The 21936-nt window shown below is 32.2% G+C and carries 27 protein-coding genes and 1 riboswitch; of the genes, 5 read left to right on the top strand and 22 right to left on the bottom strand.

Annotated elements, in window-relative coordinates; translation table 11 throughout:
* Window position 1: 1 nt before the first annotated feature.
* Together HNR32_RS11195 and HNR32_RS11190 are read right to left on the bottom strand one after the other, a co-directional pair.
* Window positions 2-208 carry a hypothetical protein gene (locus HNR32_RS11195; protein WP_183862688.1) on the bottom strand — a complete coding sequence of 69 codons (207 nt, stop codon included), beginning with the start codon at window positions 206-208 and terminating at the stop codon, window positions 2-4.
* 159 nt (window positions 209-367) lie between these two features.
* A complete protein-coding gene (locus HNR32_RS11190; protein ID WP_183862686.1) occupies window positions 368-1234 on the bottom strand; it encodes an AraC family transcriptional regulator in 867 nt (288 codons plus the stop codon).
* Between the two features lie 255 nt (window positions 1235-1489).
* Window positions 1490-1620, top strand: a riboswitch (cyclic di-AMP (ydaO/yuaA leader).
* A 75-nt stretch (window positions 1621-1695) separates the two neighbouring features.
* Here HNR32_RS11190 and HNR32_RS11185 point away from each other — a divergent pair.
* Window positions 1696-3540 (top strand): APC family permease, encoded by a 1845-nt coding sequence (locus HNR32_RS11185; RefSeq protein ID WP_183862684.1) that lies wholly within the window; start codon window positions 1696-1698, stop codon window positions 3538-3540.
* 56 nt (window positions 3541-3596) lie between these two features.
* A complete protein-coding gene (locus HNR32_RS11180; RefSeq protein ID WP_183862682.1) occupies window positions 3597-4346 on the top strand; it encodes a GDSL-type esterase/lipase family protein in 750 nt (249 codons plus the stop codon).
* A gap of 367 nt (window positions 4347-4713) precedes the next feature.
* Here HNR32_RS11180 and HNR32_RS11175 read toward each other — a convergent pair whose 3' ends face one another.
* The 14 genes from HNR32_RS11175 to HNR32_RS14395 all read right to left on the bottom strand — a co-directional run bounded on the left by HNR32_RS11175 (window position 4714) and on the right by HNR32_RS14395 (window position 15491).
* On the bottom strand, window positions 4714-4992 hold the full coding sequence (locus HNR32_RS11175; RefSeq protein ID WP_311636855.1) for a hypothetical protein: 279 nt from the start codon (window positions 4990-4992) through the stop codon (window positions 4714-4716).
* Window positions 4993-5118: 126 nt separating this feature from the next.
* Window positions 5119-5466: a winged helix-turn-helix transcriptional regulator gene (locus HNR32_RS11170; protein WP_183862680.1), complete on the bottom strand. Its 348-nt coding sequence runs from the start codon at window positions 5464-5466 to the stop codon at window positions 5119-5121.
* 239 nt (window positions 5467-5705) lie between these two features.
* Entirely contained in the window at window positions 5706-5897 is a 192-nt protein-coding gene (locus HNR32_RS11165) for a hypothetical protein (RefSeq protein ID WP_183862678.1), read from the bottom strand.
* A 225-nt stretch (window positions 5898-6122) separates the two neighbouring features.
* On the bottom strand, window positions 6123-6359 hold the full coding sequence (locus HNR32_RS11160; RefSeq protein WP_183862676.1) for a hypothetical protein: 237 nt from the start codon (window positions 6357-6359) through the stop codon (window positions 6123-6125).
* A gap of 127 nt (window positions 6360-6486) precedes the next feature.
* Window positions 6487-7323 (bottom strand): MBL fold metallo-hydrolase, encoded by an 837-nt coding sequence (locus tag HNR32_RS11155; protein ID WP_183862674.1) that lies wholly within the window; start codon window positions 7321-7323, stop codon window positions 6487-6489.
* Between the two features lie 198 nt (window positions 7324-7521).
* Complete coding sequence (locus tag HNR32_RS11150; RefSeq protein ID WP_183862672.1) at window positions 7522-8049, bottom strand: YeeE/YedE thiosulfate transporter family protein; 528 nt, start codon at window positions 8047-8049, stop codon at window positions 7522-7524.
* On the bottom strand, window positions 8046-8567 hold the full coding sequence (locus HNR32_RS11145; RefSeq protein ID WP_183862670.1) for a YeeE/YedE thiosulfate transporter family protein: 522 nt from the start codon (window positions 8565-8567) through the stop codon (window positions 8046-8048). The genes HNR32_RS11150 and HNR32_RS11145 overlap by 4 nt, the downstream gene beginning before the upstream one ends.
* Before the next feature lie 68 nt (window positions 8568-8635).
* On the bottom strand, window positions 8636-9259 hold the full coding sequence (locus tag HNR32_RS11140) for a hypothetical protein (protein ID WP_183862668.1): 624 nt from the start codon (window positions 9257-9259) through the stop codon (window positions 8636-8638).
* A gap of 404 nt (window positions 9260-9663) precedes the next feature.
* On the bottom strand, window positions 9664-10011 hold the full coding sequence (locus HNR32_RS11135; protein ID WP_183862666.1) for a hypothetical protein: 348 nt from the start codon (window positions 10009-10011) through the stop codon (window positions 9664-9666).
* Window positions 10012-10155: 144 nt separating this feature from the next.
* Window positions 10156-11481, bottom strand: a complete 1326-nt coding sequence (locus HNR32_RS13900) for an efflux RND transporter permease subunit (RefSeq protein WP_196611031.1) — start codon at window positions 11479-11481, stop codon at window positions 10156-10158.
* 5 nt (window positions 11482-11486) lie between these two features.
* Window positions 11487-12971 carry an efflux RND transporter permease subunit gene (locus HNR32_RS13895; RefSeq protein ID WP_196611030.1) on the bottom strand — a complete coding sequence of 495 codons (1485 nt, stop codon included), beginning with the start codon at window positions 12969-12971 and terminating at the stop codon, window positions 11487-11489.
* Window positions 12934-13044 carry a biotin/lipoyl-binding protein gene (locus HNR32_RS14595; protein WP_221300615.1) on the bottom strand — a complete coding sequence of 37 codons (111 nt, stop codon included), beginning with the start codon at window positions 13042-13044 and terminating at the stop codon, window positions 12934-12936. Before HNR32_RS14595 ends, HNR32_RS13895 begins: the two co-directional genes overlap by 38 nt.
* A gap of 289 nt (window positions 13045-13333) precedes the next feature.
* Window positions 13334-14014 carry a response regulator transcription factor gene (locus HNR32_RS11125; RefSeq protein WP_183862664.1) on the bottom strand — a complete coding sequence of 227 codons (681 nt, stop codon included), beginning with the start codon at window positions 14012-14014 and terminating at the stop codon, window positions 13334-13336.
* Window positions 14007-15491 (bottom strand): sensor histidine kinase, encoded by a 1485-nt coding sequence (locus HNR32_RS14395; protein WP_183862662.1) that lies wholly within the window; start codon window positions 15489-15491, stop codon window positions 14007-14009. The genes HNR32_RS11125 and HNR32_RS14395 overlap by 8 nt, the downstream gene beginning before the upstream one ends.
* 179 nt (window positions 15492-15670) lie before the next feature.
* Between HNR32_RS14395 and fdxA the strand changes: the two genes are divergently transcribed.
* Window positions 15671-15841 (top strand): 4Fe-4S ferredoxin, encoded by a 171-nt coding sequence (fdxA, locus tag HNR32_RS11115; RefSeq protein WP_183862659.1) that lies wholly within the window; start codon window positions 15671-15673, stop codon window positions 15839-15841.
* A 156-nt stretch (window positions 15842-15997) separates the two neighbouring features.
* On the opposite strand, the gene HNR32_RS13885 is transcribed toward fdxA, so the two are convergent.
* The 6 genes from HNR32_RS13885 to HNR32_RS11085 all read right to left on the bottom strand — a co-directional run bounded on the left by HNR32_RS13885 (window position 15998) and on the right by HNR32_RS11085 (window position 20262).
* Window positions 15998-16180, bottom strand: coding sequence for an alpha/beta hydrolase (locus HNR32_RS13885; RefSeq protein WP_221300614.1), 183 nt, complete (start codon window positions 16178-16180; stop codon window positions 15998-16000).
* Between the two features lie 136 nt (window positions 16181-16316).
* On the bottom strand, window positions 16317-17312 hold the full coding sequence (locus tag HNR32_RS11105) for a YhdH/YhfP family quinone oxidoreductase (RefSeq protein WP_183862657.1): 996 nt from the start codon (window positions 17310-17312) through the stop codon (window positions 16317-16319).
* Window positions 17313-17404: 92 nt separating this feature from the next.
* Window positions 17405-17830 (bottom strand): MarR family winged helix-turn-helix transcriptional regulator, encoded by a 426-nt coding sequence (locus HNR32_RS11100; protein ID WP_183862655.1) that lies wholly within the window; start codon window positions 17828-17830, stop codon window positions 17405-17407.
* A 109-nt stretch (window positions 17831-17939) separates the two neighbouring features.
* A complete protein-coding gene (locus HNR32_RS11095) occupies window positions 17940-18632 on the bottom strand; it encodes a DUF554 domain-containing protein (protein ID WP_183862653.1) in 693 nt (230 codons plus the stop codon).
* Window positions 18633-18714: 82 nt separating this feature from the next.
* Window positions 18715-19200: a prolyl-tRNA synthetase associated domain-containing protein gene (locus tag HNR32_RS11090; RefSeq protein ID WP_183862651.1), complete on the bottom strand. Its 486-nt coding sequence runs from the start codon at window positions 19198-19200 to the stop codon at window positions 18715-18717.
* A gap of 153 nt (window positions 19201-19353) precedes the next feature.
* A complete protein-coding gene (locus tag HNR32_RS11085; RefSeq protein WP_183862649.1) occupies window positions 19354-20262 on the bottom strand; it encodes a glycosyltransferase family A protein in 909 nt (302 codons plus the stop codon).
* 163 nt (window positions 20263-20425) lie between these two features.
* Between HNR32_RS11085 and HNR32_RS11080 the strand changes: the two genes are divergently transcribed.
* On the top strand, window positions 20426-21244 hold the full coding sequence (locus HNR32_RS11080; RefSeq protein ID WP_183862647.1) for an AraC family ligand binding domain-containing protein: 819 nt from the start codon (window positions 20426-20428) through the stop codon (window positions 21242-21244).
* A gap of 15 nt (window positions 21245-21259) precedes the next feature.
* On the top strand, window positions 21260-21682 hold the full coding sequence (locus tag HNR32_RS11075) for a DUF2000 domain-containing protein (RefSeq protein WP_183862645.1): 423 nt from the start codon (window positions 21260-21262) through the stop codon (window positions 21680-21682).
* The last annotated feature ends 254 nt before the right edge of the window (window positions 21683-21936 follow it).

Raw genomic sequence — 21936 nt, 5'->3', positions numbered from 1 at the left:
TTCATAAATGTACATGTACTTTTCCTACTTCTACAGCTTTACCATTTTCCACAGAATATGTTTTTACATTACCGCTTTCTATCGGTGATTCCAATAGGACTGCTAAACTTTCATTAATAAATACATAATGTTCAAATGAACCATATGTGTTTAAATATTGATTGACCGTTTTATCATCAATTTTATGGTCAAGCCCTAAATGTTCCATATACATCACCCCCTTGATTAAATTATTTCTATCTATTACAACATAATCCTTGTAATTAATTATCATTTTATAAAATTTATAACTTAGAACCAATAATTTTCCTAAAAAAAACCCCATCATTATTAAAATGACAGGGGGAAGGATCATTATAAGCTATGTTCAAAGTTGGATATACAATTTTCTGTATTTTCCTGGAGACATACCTACATATTTATTAAATAAAATATTAAAATGATTTGGATTGCCATATCCAACAATATCAGCAATATAAGTAATTGAATACTGTGTAGCAATTAGCAGACTTTGTGCTTCACCTATTCTTCTGCGGGTAATATATTGTATAGGAGAATATCCCAGTTCATTTTTGAAAACATGTGCTAAATAATAAGCACTAACATGAAGTTCTTTTCCTAATAAAGCCAGAGTAATTTCCTCATTATAATGCAAGTCAATATATTGTTTTATGTCTAACGCCAATTTTTCAGAACATGTAGTTTTTTTGTATATATCCGGCATTTTATTTTTATCTATAATCTTCGTGACTAATGATAAAAATGTCTCGGTTATTTGCAAACATATATTTTCATTATTTTTTAATCCTGAAGATAATAATGAATATATCGTTCCCATTATCTTTTTTAGTGTAAGAAAATATTTATCCGTGTGTATTATTGGACGAATATTATAATCTATTAAACAATTTTTCTGACAAGCAGCTATTGTAATATTAGTCAGAGCACATCCATATATATTTAAATTTTCACTCATCTTGGCATCTTCATCATGCAATATATTACTATTGCAGATAATCATATCACCTTGTTGAATAATATACCGCTTTCCATCAATGATATATACTCCACTGCCACTTCTTACCAGCAAAACTTCCACAACATCTTCATGTTTATGTAAAGCTCTAGGATAAATACTATATTGCGAATCTATTTTACTAGCCGAAAGTAATTTGGGTATATCCTTTTTTTCTAAGTCATTTGTTTTTTCAAGTTTTATAAAACATTGCATCATAATTTTAAAGAATCCCTTCTTATAGATGTTTATCTATGACTTGATTTCTTCTATAATAATACAATATTGTTTTATTTACTATATAAATCTTGCTATAAATATATTTTTTTTAAATATATTTATAATATCATACTGTATTCTATATCCATAATAAATTCATTTTCTTTAATTACACACATATTTCGTTCATCAATAAAGCAAGCAATAAATATCCTTTACTTTTGATAATAAAAGTGTATAATAATCTTATTCAAATTTAATTAACAGCTTAATTCTTGATTCAAGAAGCGGAGGAACCATTTTCCTGGGGTTAATTCCATTTTGGAAGGAATGTTTCTTATCATTCTACCCGTCAGCTAACTTCGCCGGCTAAAATAAGAGGGAAGACCTCATGGTCTTTTTTTGTGTCCAAATTTAGCAAAAAGAATCAACGAGTGATAAAAACGGAGGTTTTTATTGTTATGATATCTTTTTTAAAACGCTTATTGATAGGTCGTCCGTTGCAAAATCAGGAAATCTCCAACGAAAAGCTATCTAAGTGTAAAGCACTGGCAATTTTTTCCTCAGATGCCTTATCATCAGTTGCCTATGGTCCAGAGCAAATTATGCTTATTTTAGCGATACCAGGCATGTTTACCTATGGCTATATAAGCTATATTGCTGCAGTAATTTTACTTTTATTAGGGATCGTTACTGTATCTTATATTCAAATTGGCCGAGCAAATCCTGGTGGCGGCGGATCATATGCTGTTGCCAAAAACAATTTGGGTGAAATGCCTTCTTTAGTCGCTGCCGCAGCACTTATTGCCGATTATACCCTGACCGTTGCCGTTAGTGTTTCAGCTGGTACAACTGCTATTGTTGCAGCAGTTCCTGCATTGCTGCCTTATGAGGTTAACATTGATATTTTTGTATTGTTTATTATTTTAATGATAATAAACCTACGTGGCATTCGTGAAGCATCAAATACTTTTGTTTACCCAACATATGCTTTTGTTGTTGGGATAATAACACTTATCATTGTTGGAACAGTAAATGCTTTTACCCAGCCAGCACCCATAGTCCCACCTGAATCATTGGAACATCAATTTAACTGGACAATAGTTTTTCTTTTATTACGCTCCTTTGCCAATGGCTGCAGCTCCATGACTGGTATTGAAGCAATATCAAACGGTATCCCAATGTTTAAAGAGCCCTCTGTAAAAAACGCATCAACAACAGCACTTTGGATGTCTGGTCTCTTGGGATTTATGCTTGTTGGCATAACTTTTTTGATCATGCATTTCCATGTACTTCCCCTAGAAAATAATACAGCTCTTTCCTATATAGCTGAAAAAATTTTTGGTCACGGCTTTTTTTACTACTATATCCAATTTACCACAATGTTAATCCTTTATCTGGCCGCCAATACATCTTTCAATGGTTTACCACAGCTTATGTCTATTCTTGCCAGTGACGGTTATCTGCCCCGCTATTTAAGCCAGCGCGGTGAACGACTCAGTTTCTCTAACGGAATCATTCTTTTAAGCATTGCTGCTGGATTGTTAATTTTCTTTTACCAGGGAAACACGGAACATTTAATATCACTTTATGCCATTGGTGTTTTCATCTCCTTTACCATTGCCCAAGTTAGTATGGTTCATCATTGGCGCACAGTTAAAGGACCGTTATGGATTTTGCGCACTGGCATTAATACCTTCGGGGCTATCATCACCAGCATTGTAGTTTTAGTTATTGCCATAAGTAAATTTGCTTATGGCGCTTGGATCATTCTTTTATTTATTCCTTTTATGATTTTTATTTTCAAAAAGATTAAAGAACACTATAATGATATGGCTGAACAACTGCATTTACCATTAGAGAAAATGCAGCCTGATATTGACTCAACTATAATTGGCAAAAAACATATTGTTTTAGTTCCGATATCAAGTCCTACCAATATAATTGCCCATACATTAAGCTATGCAAAATCCATTAGCAATGATGTTCGTGCCATCCATATTGCCATTAACGAAGAAATAGGACAAAAAGTATCTGATAAATGGCAGGTCTGGAACCCCGGCGTACCACTTATTACAATACAGTCTCCCTACCGACTAGTTATTACCCCCTTAATTGATTATATTGATAATCTCATAAAAGAAGAAGGTGATAACAATTATATAACTGTACTAATCCCGGAATTTAAAACCTATAAATGGTGGCATCGTTTACTTCACAATCAAACAGGAATTATTCTTATGACTTTATTAATTTTAAAACGAAATGTTATTGTAACCACCGTACCTTTTCATTTAAAGAAATAATATTGCTATAAGAATAAATATTCACTTTTAAAATATATTATAAAAGGAGTATCTCCATGGAAAAAAACTTTTCAAAAAATAAAATGTATTTATTTATAATTTTTCTACTGGCATTAGCATCTATTTTTTCAATGCATAATAACTGGAAAAAAACACAGAAAAAATTCAATTCATATGTAAACGATATTGGCAGGGGGCCAGATACGCCAGCTTATTTAAGTCTGCACTATCGCCTGCGTAGATTGTATTTTATGCTGGAACCACGCGCAGCCTCCCCTATCGTTTTTTTGGGTGACAGCATGACCGATGAGGGTGATTGGTCAAAATTATTTCCACAGCAAAGTGTTGTTAATCGCGGCATTGGTGGAGATACAACCTTAGGTGTCCTGCAGCGGTTAGACCAAGTTATTGAACTTAATCCACCCAAAATATTTTTAATGATCGGCACTAATGATCTTTGCTATAACCGCTCCATAAATGATACCTTGGAAAACTATGATCGGATTTTATTTTTATTACATAAACATTTGCCGCACACTAAAATTTATGTTGAAAGTGTCCTGCCCTTTAACGATACAATTTTCCCATCAGTTTACTTAAGAACCAATAAAAACATCAAATTATTAAATATTGGTATAAAAAAATTAGCCGCAAAATATAACTATCCTTACCTTGATATTACTGCACCATTTACAGGATCAGACGGACGCTTACCTGCCTCTGAAACAATTGATGGCTTACATCTTAACGATAAGGGCTATGCTCTTTGGCGCGAAGAACTTGTGAAATACGTTAAAACCACTTAATAATTGAATGGAGATGAAATCATATGTTTATTTCAAAGAAAAAAAGAATCTCAGCATTCGCTTTATCAATATTTGCAGCAGTTGGTATACTGGGAAGTACAATTGTATCAGCACATCCCTTTATAAACAATCAACAATCTACTCAAAGTTATGCCCAGGAAACACCCCTACCACCCACCGAGAGTAATCCACCCTCCCACCCTAGGCACAGAGTCGATGGACATATGGACCTAAATAATCATTGGGTCCAAGGCAAATGGGTAAGATAATTATAAACATCCAATCAAATAATGTATAGAAAAATGCCGCTAATCCTTTATTGTAACTACAAGGACTAGAGGCATTTCATATATATCCAAAATAATACTCATAATACTTTTCTATATATATATGTTGCAACACACATCTGCAATACTACCAGCCCCGCCAGCAGACCAAACGATGTATACAGGCTTGTCTTATGTGCAATAAATCCAATAATTGCTGGTCCCATAAGAATCCCCAGATACCCCAATGTACTTACTGCTGATACAGCCATATTAAGCGGCATAACGTTCTGTTTTCCTAGCAATGAAAAAGCAGCATTGATATTATTTTCAATGATCACCGGGCTGTTCAACAGACCTGAAAGTTTCTTACAAAACATAGTATCCTTCAATTCAGGATAATCAATAATAACTAATCGTTCTTTTACCTCAACCCCTGGAAGCCCAACTACTCAGTGCTACTAAAAAGTAAACAACGGTGCCATTTTTATATAACTGAAAATTAATTATACTGTCTCTTTGTTATCGCTTTCATCTGAATCATTATTGGACATATACTCTTTACCCCAAGAACACATTTCGACTAGTATTCCACGCATACTCTCACCATAACTGGTGATTGTATATTCTGTTTTTGGGGGAACTACTGGATAAACTTTTCTTGAAATAATACCTTCGTGTTCAAGATCACGCAGTTGTTGGGTAAGCATTTTGGGGGTAGCCGATGGAATAAGCCTTCTTAATTCACTAAAACGCAAAGTGGCATCCAATAAATGCCATAAAATTATAGCTTTATATTTACCTCCAATAATAGATAATGTTGCTTCTACCGGACAATTAAATTCTTTTTGCAAAATTGCTAACTCCCTTACTTATAAAACAAATCTTATCAAAACAGATACTTAGTATCTAAAAAGTGTGTACTTACTTATTTCCATGATAAAGTATATTATTCAATTTGTAAAGAATAAACTCAATAGATAATTTGCCAATATTACTATCCTTTAGACAAGTAAACAAAAATCCCCTTAAAACCACAAATTGATTTTAAGGGGCTTCTTGTATTTTTATTTTTTATCTAGCATTAATCACTTTATTTTTTTGCTTCTTGCAATTTTTCTTTAACTGAATCTGGTGTCCAGCCTTCAATATAAATTTTACTGGCTCCATGCGGTGTAAACTGTGCCGAATTTAAATGTGCTGTCCCTGAACCACTTCTAATTTTCCCATTAGAATCGCGTCCCAACCAATCATTTTTTAGCTGTTCAATTTTATCCCTGCGCATCTCAGTTTTTCTATTTTGTTTGAACAACTAAGTGAACGGATAATCTTGATAGCCATATTGCCATGTTGACATATGGCTCCCTCGCGTAAAAGTTACCCAGTTAATACCTGTTCCTGGCAGATTATTTTTATGATATCCAGCAGCATCAAACAATGGAAAAAAACTCTACCCATATGGGCAAAACCCTTTTATAATAATTGCTGCTCTATTCCCATTACCTTACTATCACCTGTATATTTTTTCACGAATGTCAACAATCTTCAGCTCATCATATAAAATATCACGAATGATATTGCTGCAATCATTTTCAGGTTCAAAATACCATTCTTCATTACGCTTAATTCTTCTGCTAAAATTAGCATACTCCAAGCGTTTTTTCAGTAATTCTCCATTATCTTTTGACAGTTTTTTCTGCCAAAACTTCAGCTCATTATGCAAATCGACAAAAATTTCATTAGGCACGTCTGCCACCTCCAAATCAAATAAGTACATTATCCATATACTATCCTAGATTTATAATTGGACATCCATGCCTAATAATTAATATTCTTTTCCTAATTTAAAATACCTTTAATTTGTTAATTATGTATCATAGCTTAAAAACATTGCCTGTATTATTTAAAATAAAGCCTTCCCTTAATTCTTGTTTAATTATTTTAATACCAGTTTCCCCGGTGCAATGTGAAACAGCTACATATTTAATATTCATATTACGGAAAGCCTCTATTGTTTTACTGATTCGCACTGCATCAGCCTCAACTAAATGTGTCCCACCTAAAACTGCATAAATAGGAATGTTTATTGTTTTACTGATACTAGTTAAAATATTTACTATCCCAAGATGCGAACAGCCTGCAACTACAACTAATCCCTTTTTAGTAATAAGCCCCAATACAATTTCATCAGCAAAATCATCTGGCTTCATATCATTATTCTTTTTTACCATAAATTTAGGATTTTGTTTTTCGAAGGTATTCGACCTGGCAATTTTTTTAAAAATGACAATATTACCGCTAATAAATTGAAGATCTTTACTAATTTTTATCAGCTTGATTTTTTTTCTGATTAAATCATTTTCAGAAAAATCAATGCCATTAAATTTATACGAACCATCTTCTAATTTTTTATGCTTTAAATTAAAAAATTCCTGCCCAACATACATTGTCGTATTCGTTTTTAGTAAATCAATCGTTTTCAATACTCCGCCAGCATGGTCATAGTGTCCATGACTCACAATCAATGTATCAGTTTTTTCAAGTGGTATGTTTAACAGCTTAGCATTTTCAATATAATCACCTGATTTACCCGTGTCAAAAATTATTTTTTTCCCATCAAATTCGATAAATAATGACAAACCATGTTCATATAATAGTGCTTCATTATCACTTGGCATATTTTCAATTAATGTTGTTATTTTAAGCTCCATATCTTACTCCTATTTATTAGATTTTATATTATATTCTCGAACATATGCAATTATTCCTACTAATTTATAGGTTTTATTTTGCAAATTATTATTAACTATAAATAAAATGGACTGTCATACATAAAAAGTATAACAGCCCTAATCAATCACTTTTATTTAATCTTTAGGCAAAATCCACAGGATGCTTTGCCGCTTTGATTATAATCCCTTTCTTTCAAAATATCTAAAGAGCATTAATACCAATATAACAAATGGAATAATTATAAGCCAATGATTTATTCCTAAAAGTTGTGGAATAGTTATTTTGCCATAATTTCCCCACGTTAAGACTGTTTTTTGCATATATGGAAATGCTTCTGCATAAATTCCTGCACCAACAAGCATGCCTAAAATTCCCCAAACAGCATCAATACGGCCTTCCCCAATTGCACCTAATGATGTTCCTGGACAATATCCCAGCAAGCCCCAGCCTATACCAAACAATAATCCGCCTAAAATGACACCACCTAAAATAAGTGGTTTTAATGACAGTTTCACCAATCCCATATCATATAAAAAATACACACCTATCATCGCCACAACAATATGTGACAACATAAATTTTACTATAGTCATATCTAATAATCGCAAAGCACCAATTTGTTTATCATAACGCAGTACTCTTCCCTTCTGTAAGAAAAAGCCAAAAAATATCCCCGTTAATAATCCATAGAATAACATTGTCATTTTTTGACACCACCTTTTCTATACAGATAATTTGCGGAAATAAGTCCACCTATGAAAAAACAAACTAAAGCAATATAGCTGCTGGCTGATAATTGTAAGCCGCCGCTTAATCCATGTCCACTTGGACAACCATCAGCTAACCGTACTCCAAACATAGCAATAATTCCTCCAACAAAAGCAATTATTGCTCGTCTTTGTTTATCTTTACCAAATTTTTCCACCCACATATCTGGCAATACCTGCATTTTAAAATCCCCCGACATACGCGCTGCAATAAATGCACCGATAGCAATTCCCAATACAAACATCCATTGCCAATCAATTGCCGGAATTTCTTTCATAAAATAAGGCATCTTGGAAACTCTATCTGCGGAAAACATCTGTTCTATCATACCTGTAGTCTTAACAAAACTTGTTGAAGCACCCAGATATTTACCAACAAAAAATACAGAACCAATAGAAACAAATCCACTTAGAGCTCCAGCCAAATAAGGATTCCAACCATTTTTATCATTCATTTTCCGCACCTACCTTTCATTTTAATTATAAAACACCACCTTTTTAAATTGCAACAATTTTCCGACTTTTATTTAAATAATTTTTTCCATTGTCCAGCAAATTGTACTTGAGTCCAGCCGACTGTGCCATCAGTTTTGCGGAGACAATACCACGTATTTACACTTAATGCTGGATCTGTTACTTTACCAATATATTGTGCCCAAGGAGAATCAACCTGTCCATTACGTCCGAGATTAGAAATTCCTCCGGGCAGCCACCATAATAATTTTCCTTCATACCAGCCAAGATATGTGCCCTCTCCTGTATACATTACCAAATAAATAATATCGCCCGGATATAATACTGCTCCATCTGCTTTCTGCGAATATTGATTTTTATATGTTTGCATTTGCTGCAGTACCCTGACAGGGTACGATGCCGGATGAGTAAATACCGCTACAGAAATTCTCTCTGCTGATACCCCTGTTGTCAATTCACCAACTATCACATTGCTGTTTGGACGAACATATAGTTTTACATCATTAGCGGCTTGAAGCTCCATTTGAACCGGAGCCTCAGCCGGCATCCGATCCCAAACAATATAATTTTCTGGAGGTGAAGAAGCCTCAGCTATACTTCCCCAAAAATTTAACGTACTTAAACCAAATATTACAACTGCAATAACTCTCAAGACTGAAAATAATGTTTTCATTACCATTCCTACTATCCTTAAATTATCTGTTAACATATAAAATTAAAGGTTAATTCTACTTAGCGGAAAAATTCCCCTACATTATCATCATTATTTTTCTATATTTATAAACCAAAAGCCATTATATAAGGATTTAATACCTTATATGATGGCTTTTTTAGCATTTAAAATAATCCCATATTTTATTTCTGTGCTGGTTTTACTACCTTCTTTTTAAAACCAAATTTCCGAGTCTTCTTTACCACTTTATTCTGACTGCCAAGACAATTACTGTTTGTCATCCTTATGCTTATTATCTGCTATTAATATTCCTGCTTGTTTACATTTTATTTGATTAAAACTTATTTATCACTATATCGATTTTTCTAGTAATCATAGCCTTAATCATGCCTAAAAAAGTCTTATCAATAACTATAAAACTTATTAGTTATTTTTTTTATTGAATATTTGGATCTAAAAAAAGCCATATCTTCCTTTACTTCCAATAATTCTGTTTTTATAAAATTAATTTGATAATTATTAGTATTTTCTCCTAAAAGAGATTGTTTCAATTGATTTTCCAGTTCTTTATTACTTGCCATAAAATCATCACTGCCACCTGCATTTTCAGTATCTGTATTGGATATTATTTCTGCTGATGCCACTTTAAAATCAGTTGATAAAAATTCACCTGATGCTGCAAAATTTTCTAATTCCTCTATTGCATAAGGCTCTCGAGCCTGAAAAGAATTAATATTTTTTTTCTCTAACATAATTATATCTCCCTTTCTGTTTTAATCTATTACACTTTATAACTCATATATTGCTCTTATAAATATTATACCAGTAACTATGAAGATGATGATAGTAAAATCATAAAATATTCTCTTCTAAATTAATTGGAAGCTATTACAAATTTATATTTTTTTATATTTTTTTTGTAAGTTATCAAATATAACATAAAAAACTGGTGTTATATACAAGGTTATAAACTGAGAAAATAATAATCCTCCAACTACTGCAATCCCCATTGGCTGTCTGGCCTCACCACCAGCACCATAGCCCAGTGCAATTGGTAATGCACCAAATATTGCCGCCATTGTTGTCATCATAATCGGACGGAAACGTATTACGCATGCCTGCGTGATTGCGTCTTTTGCAGAAACTGATTTTTCCCTACTTACCTTTATTGCAAAGTCGATCATCATTATACCATTTTTTTTGACAATACCAATAAGCATTATAATTCCAACATAAGAATAAATATCTAATTCCATGTGAAATAAAATTAAACAAATCAATGCTCCTGCTCCAGCAAAAGGAAGTGCTGTTAGTATTGTGATTGGATGGATAAAACTTTCATACAATATTCCTAATAAAACATATATCAAAAATACTGTAATTAGCAAAAGAAAACCCATATTTTGAAATGAGCTTTTATACGTTGAGGCATTACCCTCAAAAAAGCCTGTTACTCCCGAAGGTAATCTTTTTTGTGCTAAAGTTTGTATTTCAGAAGTTACTGTTCCAAGTGAATATCCTGGTTCTAAGTTAAACTGTATTGTTGCCGATGGCATTTGCCCGCTGTGATTTACCGATAAGGATGTTAATTTTTGTGTCACTGTACCAAGTGTTGATAACGGAACCATTGTTGCTGTGGTAACAGACGGGCCAAGTGATGATCCTGTTCTTACATACAAGCGATTAATTGCATCAGGATCATTTTGAAAATCAACACCTAAATCTAAAAATACATCATGTTGTGTACTATTAGTATAAATTGTACTTATCTGACGATCTGCATAAGCAGAGTAAAAAGCATCCTGAATTTGATCAGCTGATACTCCCAGTGCTGATGCCTTATCTCTATCAATTGTAAAATAGATTGTGGGGACCTTAGTTTGTAAATTTGAACTTACATCGACCACTCCTGGTATTTTTTTTATTTGTGCTTGCATATCATTAATTGCTTTATATAATTCATCTAAATTAGGCGATGTTATTGTATACTGTCCAACACCATATGTTTGTCGACTGCCAATACTAATCGGTGGTGGATTATAAGGCGATACCTTTAATCCAGGAACTGAATTTAATTTTGGCCTGAGCTCATTAATAAGTTTATCAATTGATTCTGTGCGCTCCTTTTGATCTTTAAGGCAAACTATAATAAAGCCTGTATTATATGTAGGAGATCCTACCGTAGACAATGCCCCTTTTAAATCGGGTAATTTTTCTAACATTTTATTTATTTTATAATAGGATGCACTTTATCTGAATTATTTTTCTTGTTTTTAACGATATATGCACACATCATCGGCGTTAATGTCAATGAAATAAAGCCTGATATTAATATTGCCGCAGCGATACTAACAGCAAATTCCCTAAACAACCTTCCGACTATTCCATCCATAAACAATATTGGAATAAAAACTATTACAAGTGAAATTGTCATTGATAATACGGTAAAACAAATTTCCCTGGAACCCGAAAATGCAGCAGAAACAGGTTGTTCACCTGCTTCAATCTTTCGCACAATATTTTCCATTACAACAACAGCATCGTCAACAACAAAACCAGCTGCTAGGGAAAGTGCCATTAAAGATATTGTGTTTAAACTAAATCCTAATACACTCATAATACCAAAAGTCGCTATTAATGAGAGTGGTACAGTAATACCAGGAATCAACGTTGCACGTACATTTCCCAAAAACAGGAAAACGACACAAACAACTAGTATTATTGTTGTTATTAACGTTATTTCAACATCTTTAACAGATGAATTTATATAATCAGCCTTATTATATAATAATGATGTATTTATGCTTTTGGGTAATGTTTGTCGTACTACATCCATCTTATTTTTTATATTATCAGTGACCGCAATAGCATTAGCTCCTGGCTGTTTAAATACTGCTACAAATACTCCCGGAGTTTCTTCACCAGGCTTTATGATAGTCTTCATGCTTTTTTCAGTTTCACTACTATCAGTAGCATTCCCAATATCTGCAATGTGAATTGGGCTGCCATTATGATAGCCAACAATCAACGAATTATATTGCTTAGCATTTTTCAGCTGTCCTGACGAATCAATATTATATGTAATATTCTTACCATCTATTGTTCCTCCAGGCAAATTGACATTACCTTGGACAACTGCATTATATACTTCATTGATGCCGACATTACGTGCTGCCATTTTTTCCGGATCCATCCTAAGTCTTACAGCATATTGTGCTTCTCCAAAAATAACAGCTTGCGACACTCCATTGACCTGTGATATTGCTGGAATTAATTGTGTTTGCACATAATCTTCAATTTCTGATACTTTCATTGTTTTTGAAGAAACTACATAATACATAATGGGCTGTGCTACTGGATTAACTTTTTTATACGTAGGTGATTGTGACATATTCGATGGTAATTTTTTGCTTGCTGCCGAAATTGCCGCACTAACATCATTGGCTGCACTATCAATATTTTTATCTAAAGAAAATGTCATATTAATTGTCGTCTTTCCAGTATAGCTTATGGAAGACATTGATTCGACTCCATCAATCGTCGACAATTGCTTTTCTAACGGAAGTGCCACTGACGATGCCATTGTTTCCGGACTTGCTCCTGATAATGACGCTGATATTTGGATTGCTGGATAATCAACATTTGGTAAATCATTTACTGGCAAAGCACGATAGCTAATAATTCCAAAGAACAATAGTAAGTAGTCTATCACCCGCCTTGACCTCTTGCCCTTGTTTGAAATTAATTTCTGAAACCTTACCTGTTACCTGTGGAATTATTGTCACTGAATTATATGCCTCTACACTACCCGTAGCATTAATTTCGACTGGTACATTACGTAGTTCTGCTTTACTTACAGTTATTGGCGTGAGCAGATCTTGTTTAGTTTTATTATTTTTACTGTTTTTTACAACGATAAAAGCAACACATATAATAATAATTACTAATATGGCTATTCCATATTTTTTATATTTTAGTAAAAAAAAAATTCATTTGCCTACCTCCTAATAGAATTAGTATAAACAAATGAATTAAACTATATTTTAATTAAATTTAAACTATTTATAAACTATTTTATACTTTAAAGCGATAGCCTACTCCCCAGACAGTTTGTACATACTGTGGATTTGCTGGATCTTCCTGAATCTTTTCCCTAAGCCGATTAATATGAACAGCAACAGTAGCACTTTCCCCCAGTGCATTAATTCCCCATATACGTTCATATAATGTTTCCCGTGTAAACACAATATCGATATTTTTTGCCATAAATAATAATAATTCATACTCTTTATTTTTTAAGTATTTCTCATTACCATTCACAAAAACACGGCGCGATTTTGTTTCAATGGAAATTGGCCCAATAATTATTTCATTTTCTTCCTTACTATTCAATCGTTTATATTGGGAAATATTAGCTTTCACTCGTGCTGCTAAAACACTTGGTGAAAATGGTTTTTCAATATAATCATCTGCGCCAATTCCTAAACCACGTATTTTATCATTATCATCTTGCCGTGCACTTACGATTAAAATTGGAATACTCAAGTGTTTACGAAGCTTTTTGCAAATTGAAAAGCCATCCATTCCTGGCAGCATCAAATCCAGTAAAATTAAATCAAATTTCTCGTTCAAGGATTTTTCTAGTCCTGAAATACCATTTGTTGCTATTTCCACTATAAATCCATCCATTTCCAAATAGTCCTTTTCAATCATTGCTATATCTATGTCATCTTCAATAATAAGAATTTTATTCATGTTCATTCTCCTGAATTGGTAATTTTATTTTTATAACCAAACCGTTTTCAAGCCCGTTTTCTGCTGTGATACTCCCGCCCATTTGTTCAATAGCCTTCAAGACAATTGATAGTCCCAATCCACTGCTGCTTTGGGGATTCTGTCTAGCTGGATCACTTTTATAAAAAATCTCAAATATTTTTGGCAGTGACTCCTCAGGCACGCCTGGCCCATCATCCGAAAAAACTAATATTATATTTTCATTTTCACGTAATGAAAATATATCAAGTTCACCTGTTTCTTTCTGCTTATATTTTAAACTATTTTCTATTATATTAATAAACACTCGTCTTAATAAGACTGGATTGCCAAATATTATTGCTGGAATAATATCGTGTGAATTTATTACCAATCCTTTTTTCTGATATTCTGTCTTAATATCATTAATAAGTGTATTTATTTCCTTTTTTACATTTAAATATTCAAATTGATTTAAATATCCACCAATATCTATTTTGGAAAACAAAAAAATATCCGATACCATTTTATCAATTTCTATAGATTTTTTATTTATTTTTTTTAAATATTTTTCCTGCATTGCCGGAGTCTTTGCTACACCATCTAATAACCCTTCTACATAAGCACGAATAGAAGTTAATGGCGAACGCAGATCATGCGAAATTCCTGCCAATAACTCTTTACGATTACTTTCTTCCCTCTTCATAAATTCAGCTGAGGATTTTAATCGCACAGCCATATCATTAAATGCCTTGCATACTAACGCAAACTCATCACTGCTATTATAGTTTATCCTATAATTTAAATTACCATTTCTAATTTCTTCAACACCATCTAACAATGTCGTTATGGGTTTCTCCAATTTTTTTAATATAAATTTATTCAATAGCTTATTTGTAATTAACATCGAAAAAAATATACCCATAAATAAAACAATTACCAATGGTATAAAGACTTTGTGCTGCAATCCAGGTGACTCCTCTAATTTTTGCTTTATCGAACTGGGTCTTTTTATTTTTTCCCCTAAAATAGTTATATTATACAAGGCATTATTTACTTTTATTTGGTTGCTGTAATAATTAAAATCTTCACTGGAAATTATTCCAATAACCGGTAATAAGGCTTTTGCTTTTAATATTTTATCATTATCCAATTCCTTGGTACTTCCAAAATGATATTTTTCTTTATTTGATAAATCTATAGTTAATGACAAATCATTTCTGCTTAGCAATCTATTTATCTCTTGATTAATTTGTGTTTTTTTATCCTTATCCGTAGTATTCAGATAGACTTCTGCTAATTCTGACAATCGATGACTTTCATTATAAAATGATGGCGAAATATTTACATTTATAGGATCATTTTTAAGTGTTGTTATCCAAATAAATTCTATGCATAAAATCGATATAATAATCATGCTTATTATTGGAATAATATTCATAAGAACATTAGAAATAAAAAGTCTCTTTTTAATTGTCACTTGCATCCCCCGCCTCTACGATAATTCTTCTTATAACACTATTTATTATATTATTGATATAAAAGTTTGCAAGATTAATTTAATTATTACATTAAAGGAATTCAGTCTAATTTATTGAATATATCTCTATAATAGACAAGATAGCAACAACTGCTAAGCTTGGAAAGGAGGTATGAACTGTGGCATATAAAATTACTGAAGAGTGCACTTCTTGTGGTACATGTGCACCTACTTGTCCGGTAGGCGCAATTTCTGAAGGCGATACTCAGTATACTATTGATGAAGCATCCTGCATCGATTGCGGTGCATGTCAGTCAACCTGTCCCGTATTGGCAATAGAAGCTCCTTAAAAAAAGGCACATCTTCTCATTTCTTTTTAGAAGATGTGCCTTATATTTATGATTGATTATCTCATTGCAAAAACATTATACTTATTTAAGCGCCTATAAGCACGTGACTATCACGTACCTTTTCTTATATAAAACATCCTATCACTATCATATATCTCATTTTCCAATGTATTTATTAAAAAATTCACTGATCTTATCAAATAGAATAACATTAAGCTGATCATAAAGATCTGTATGTACAGCTCCCGGAATGATCATAAGCTCTTTATTATCTCCTGTTAATTTCTTATATGCATCCTGACTAAAGTATACTGAATGAGCTTTTTCTCCATGAATCATCAAGCTGTATACTGAAGGATTGGCATATTTGCAAATGAAAGTGCATATCCAGCATTTGAATTAACTGAACGTACATGATAACCACGATCTGTTTTGTAGAATTGAACATAATAAACCAATTTTAAAAGATTTTTTCTTACAATGCCAAATTTATAATAGTTCTCCCCTTTAATTTTCCTTGTAATATTTTTTGTATATTTACATCTACTTGTTCCAAAGAAATTTCTTCCACATTATCATTTAAATTATTTATTTTCCAATCCGTTGATAATTTTTCCCAAACTTTCTCTCTTATATCCATGGGACATTGTACTGAATCTATGCCTAATAAAGAAATACCGCGTAATATAAACGGATACACCGTAGTTGATAATTTATACGATGCAACATTACCACAGCATGTAACACAGCCATTATATTTTGTCGTTTTTAATGCATTTTCTAAGAGATTTCCACCAACAGTATCTACTACTGCATTCCATTTAGTACTTAACAATATTTTTTCTGATGCATCATTAAAATCTTTCCTTAAAACAATATCTTTTGCTCCAGCTTTTAGCAGCATATCTTTATACTCCGGCTTTCCTGTTAAACCAATAACTGTATACTGCAATTTACTTAAAATAGAAACGGCTATACTTCCTACTCCACCGGTAGCTCCAGTCACTAATACTGGTCCATTATTTTGTTTTATACCATAATCCAAAAGCTTTTTTACTGACAGGGCTGCTGTAAACCCAGCTGTCCCATAAATCATACTTTCACGCAATGATAACTGTTTAGGTAATTTAACAATCCATTCTGAAGGAACTCTAATATATTCACTAAATCCACCATTTGTATTCATGCCAAAATCATAGCCGGTAACTATTACTTTATCGCCAACACTAAATTTATCGTTTTCACTTTCAACTACTATACCAGCCGCATCTATTCCCGGAGTATGTGGATATTTTTTTGTTACCCCCTTATTACCAATTGCCGATAACGCATCTTTGAAATTTAAAGAAGAATATTTTACCTTTATTAATACATCTCCGTTACCCAACCAATCTATATTTTTTAACTCAATATCATTTATATACGTATCATTGTTGCTTTTACGCGTAATTAATGTTCTAAAATTGTTCATAATTAATCTCCTCTTCTTTAATTAAATTCCCTGTTCATAAATTAAATAATATTTTTTAATTATTACGTATACGTAATATATTTTTATAAAAATCATAATGTGTCAAAAATCTTTGTAAGGACATCCCTAAAAATTTTAATTTCATCACTTGTACAATTACTTAACATTTCCTTTTGTGTAATAACGGCAATATCTGCTATTACAATTTTTAATGCCAGTCCCGCATCAGTTAAATTTATTAAATACGCTCGACGGTCTTTATTAGACGCAACACGTGAAATTAAATTTAAATTCTCTAAACTGCCTACTACTCTTGTTAAGGTAGAATTATCTAAATAACTAAGTTTTCCTAACTCTGATAAGGTAACATTGTCCTTTTTATATAATGTATATAAAACGAGCATTTGGACTGGCGTTATTGTTAAATTTTTTTCACGTAAAACTCTTTTGGCTAACTGATTATGCTTTTGTTCAGCTTTTGCAAATAATATACACAAATTATCAAATATTTCCAGCATTATAATTCACCCATTTATTTAGTATACGTAATAAATTGATTATAATATACATTATCCTGTAAATCAAGTAAATTATACAATACCATAATCATATATATTCTTTTTTATTTCACCCTAAAAAATTTTTCAATAAAAAAATAATTGGAAGTACTAGTAATGCCGGCAGATAATTAATTACTTTAAAATTTGTCAGTTTAATCATATTAAGACCAATAGCCAGTATTAGCAAACTACCTGTACAAGATACTTCTATTATCAGAGCATCAGAAAGAAAAGGTGCTAAATATTGGGCAGTTAATACAATCGCACCTTGAAATAATAAAGTAAAGCCTGCCGATCCTATAACACCAATCCCCATAACTGCCCCCATCATAATACTACAAATAAAATCGAGCAACGATTTTGTATATAGCAATGAGAAATCTGCTCGCAAACCAGCATTTAACGAGCCAACAATGACCATTGCCCCTACATTCATGATAAGACAAGATGTAATAAACGCGTTAGCAATTCCAGCAGATTCCCCCTGCACTGCAAAACGAGCAGTTAAACATTCTGTAAAATGGTTAATTTTTCCATCAAGATCTATAGATTCTCCAAGTAATAGACCCAGCACAACAGAAACAATCATCAACAATATATCGGGCTCACGGATCGATCCTTGTACACCAATTACAATAGTGCACAAGCCTAATGCCTTCATGACTGCTTCTGAAATATTCTTTGGTATTCCCTTACGAAATAATAACCCAACACCTGTTCCAATTATAATTGCTATTGTATTTATAATAACGGCCAGCATTTATTCTATCTCCTTTTTTATATCAACTTTATAAAATATGCTTAATTACTCAATTTTCAAAGCAGACTTGAATAAAATCACCTTATATTTTTATAATATCTATAGATGTTTTATTGTCTTTTAAGATAGTGCACATATCTTGCGGAGCTATCCACAACATAGCCGTATTTTCGTTTGGATGAATTCCTATAACAGAAAAATCTACTACGTCTTCATCTATAATAATTTTTACTTTATGCTCTATATCATTTAGTACTCCTAGTGGAGTAACTGAACCCTTTTTTAATCCAAGATAATGAGACAAATCATTTTCTGATGCAAAACTAAGACGCCTAGAATTAAGGGAACATTGCAGATTTTTTAAATTGACCATTTTATCTTTACGAAGCGATACTAAATAATAGTTCCTTTTTTTATCATCTCTAAGAAAAAGATTCTTTAAAATAACATCCGAATTAGGTAAATTTAATTTATTCCCTGCTTCTATTGTTTCTATAGCTGGATGATTTATAATTCGGTATTTTATCTCTAAATCATCCAGCATATTTATAATTTCAGATTTATTCATATAAGCACCTTCTTTAAATTTATTGAAAGTTGTCTATATATTATAACAGAATTTGTAAAGTAAGCGATCAATCAAATAATGTACGTATCTCATGGATCTATCCAATCCACTATCGATACCGTTTCATGCTTTTTATTAGCAAATCAGCCGTCATTATTGAGATTGAATACGAACTGCTGCAGCCATTCCTCCATCTCCATAAGAAGGTCTTTTAATAAAATCATCTGATGTATTACTTAAATTTTGTTTTAGATTTTTTACATTAACAATTTCTTTTTCCCATCCATAAAGTCTTGACATAGATGTATCTTCCATATTCAATATCACATCTAATACATTTTCTTTATATATATTAATATGCTTTTCAATAATATATTGCATGAGTTCAATACGCTTTGTCATACTTTTTATATTTGAAGAATCAGGAATTGTACGATAATCAATTAATGGGCTCTCTACAATCCCAATATATGCATCCTGTTTTGACTCCAACATGCTCAAAAAAATTTCCCAATCTTCAAATCCTGATTTCATAGTCTCATCATAACCACCGCAATTTTCCCACACTTCGCGCCGCAAAATATTTGTCGCCGGACAATTATTACGTGCAAGAAATGCCGTTATGCTTCCTCCACTTGGACAAACTGTTGCATCAAGAACACCAAAAGTACGTATCCAAGATGATGCTGCAATCATAAATAAATTTTGCCGTAACATATAACTAACCTTTTCAATATAAACTGGTTCAAGTTTGTCATCCCCGTCCAATACTAACACCATAGGTGCTTTTGTCATATTAATACCAGCATTTCGTGCTGCTGATACACCACTATTTTTTTGTCGTACTATTGTTACTGGAACAAATATAGCAGAATTGTTTTTTATATTATTTAATATATTTATGGAATTCCGGTCAGTTGTTCCATCATCTAATACAATAATTTTTGCTGGTGGCGTTGTTTGATTAAACAAAGAGTAAATGGCTTCAATAATCAGTTTCCCTTGATTATAACTAGTAACTACTGCTTCAACATCTTTTGCAATATTATTATTAATTTTCATAATATGAACCTGCTCCCTTTCTCGATTTGCTGTACAAAAAACAGGTACTATAACAAAGAGAAAATGAGTGTAACATTTTTATTCAATTCATATGCAATATCATACAAGCATTTACTGATAATCACTGCTAAACTATATATAAATATGAAAGGAAGATAAGTCCATGCCACAGGAAATACGTAATATAAAATATGATGATATATTAAAAATCGAAGCTTATCAGTTCAAAGGTATTATGCAAAAATTCCCCAATCATTTTCATGAACATTATGTTATTGGTTTTATCGAAAAAGGAAATAGATATTTATCCTGCAAAAATAAAACTTATATAATACAACCTGGTGTTTTATTGATATTTAACCCGCATGACAATCATGCCTGTGAACAAATTGACAACCAAAATTTAGATTATCGTTGCATAAATATTCAGCCTGAAATAATGGAAAATTTCATTTTGGAAATAACCGGAAAACCCTATCAGCCAGTATTCACTTCTCAAGTAATTTTCAATGATGAATTAGTCAATACACTGCGTAAATTGCACGAAATGATTCTAGAAGGATCCGCAGTTTTACAAAAAGAAGAAACACTATTTTCCCTGCTGGAACAATTACTTACTGAATATACTGCGAAAAAAAATACATCACAAAATATAAATATTCCAATACAAAAAGTTTGTAGTTTTATAAAACAGCATTATCGAGAAAATATCAGTCTCACTGATTTGGCTGCTATAGCAGAACTAAACAAATATTATTTATTAAGACTATTTACAAAACAAACTGGTATTTCGCCCTACAGCTACTTGGAGACAATACGAATTAATAAAGCTAAAGCATTATTACAGCATGGTACTTTACCTATTGATGCCGCACTACAGACTGGCTTTACCGACCAGAGCCACTTTTCAAAATTCTTTAAGAAATTTATTGGACTGACTCCCAAGCAGTATATGAATATATTTAAAAATTTTAATGATTAAAAAGGATGTTATAAAATGACTGAGTATAATGAAAAATGCGTTGCTGTTATCGATTCCAGTTTACCAACTGGAATCATTGCTAATACCTCTGCTATATTAGGCATAACCCTCGGTAAATACATTGATAAAATAATTGGCCCTGATGTTATAGACGCCTCTGGTAAAACTCATTTAGGAATTATTACTATACCTGTCCCCATATTACGTGGTGATAACGAAATATTAAAAAATCTGCGGGAACGTTTATATTCAGATGAATTTGCCGATTTAATTACTATTGATTTTTCCGATATTGCCCAAAGCTGCAATATTTATGCGGACTATATAACTAAAGCTGCTAGTACCAAAGAAGACAATCATCATTATTTTGGCATTGCTATCTTTGGCAATAAAAAAAAGATTAATAAACTAACTGGCTTTATGCCATTATTACGTTAATACTTTATAACATTACGTAATCTATCAAATAATATATAACAAAAAAGCGCTTTGCACTAGACTCATAGTCCTGCACAAAGTGCTTTAACTGTTCATATATTATTAGTAGTCTCCCCTACATTGCACAATATAGATATTCTCCGTCTGAACCTCCCACGACTAAAGTCGCGGGGTTCCTGCTTCATAGATAGTTGCGCAAAAAACACGTCTTACATTATCTCCACAGGCTATCCCCGTAGTTCCTACGGTTCTTA

The organism is Pectinatus brassicae (assembly GCF_014201835.1).
GTDB lineage: Bacteria > Bacillota > Negativicutes > Selenomonadales > Selenomonadaceae > Pectinatus > Pectinatus brassicae.
The sequence above is the reverse complement of the archived record's forward strand: the minus strand, read 5'-3'. Positions and strand labels throughout refer to the sequence as shown.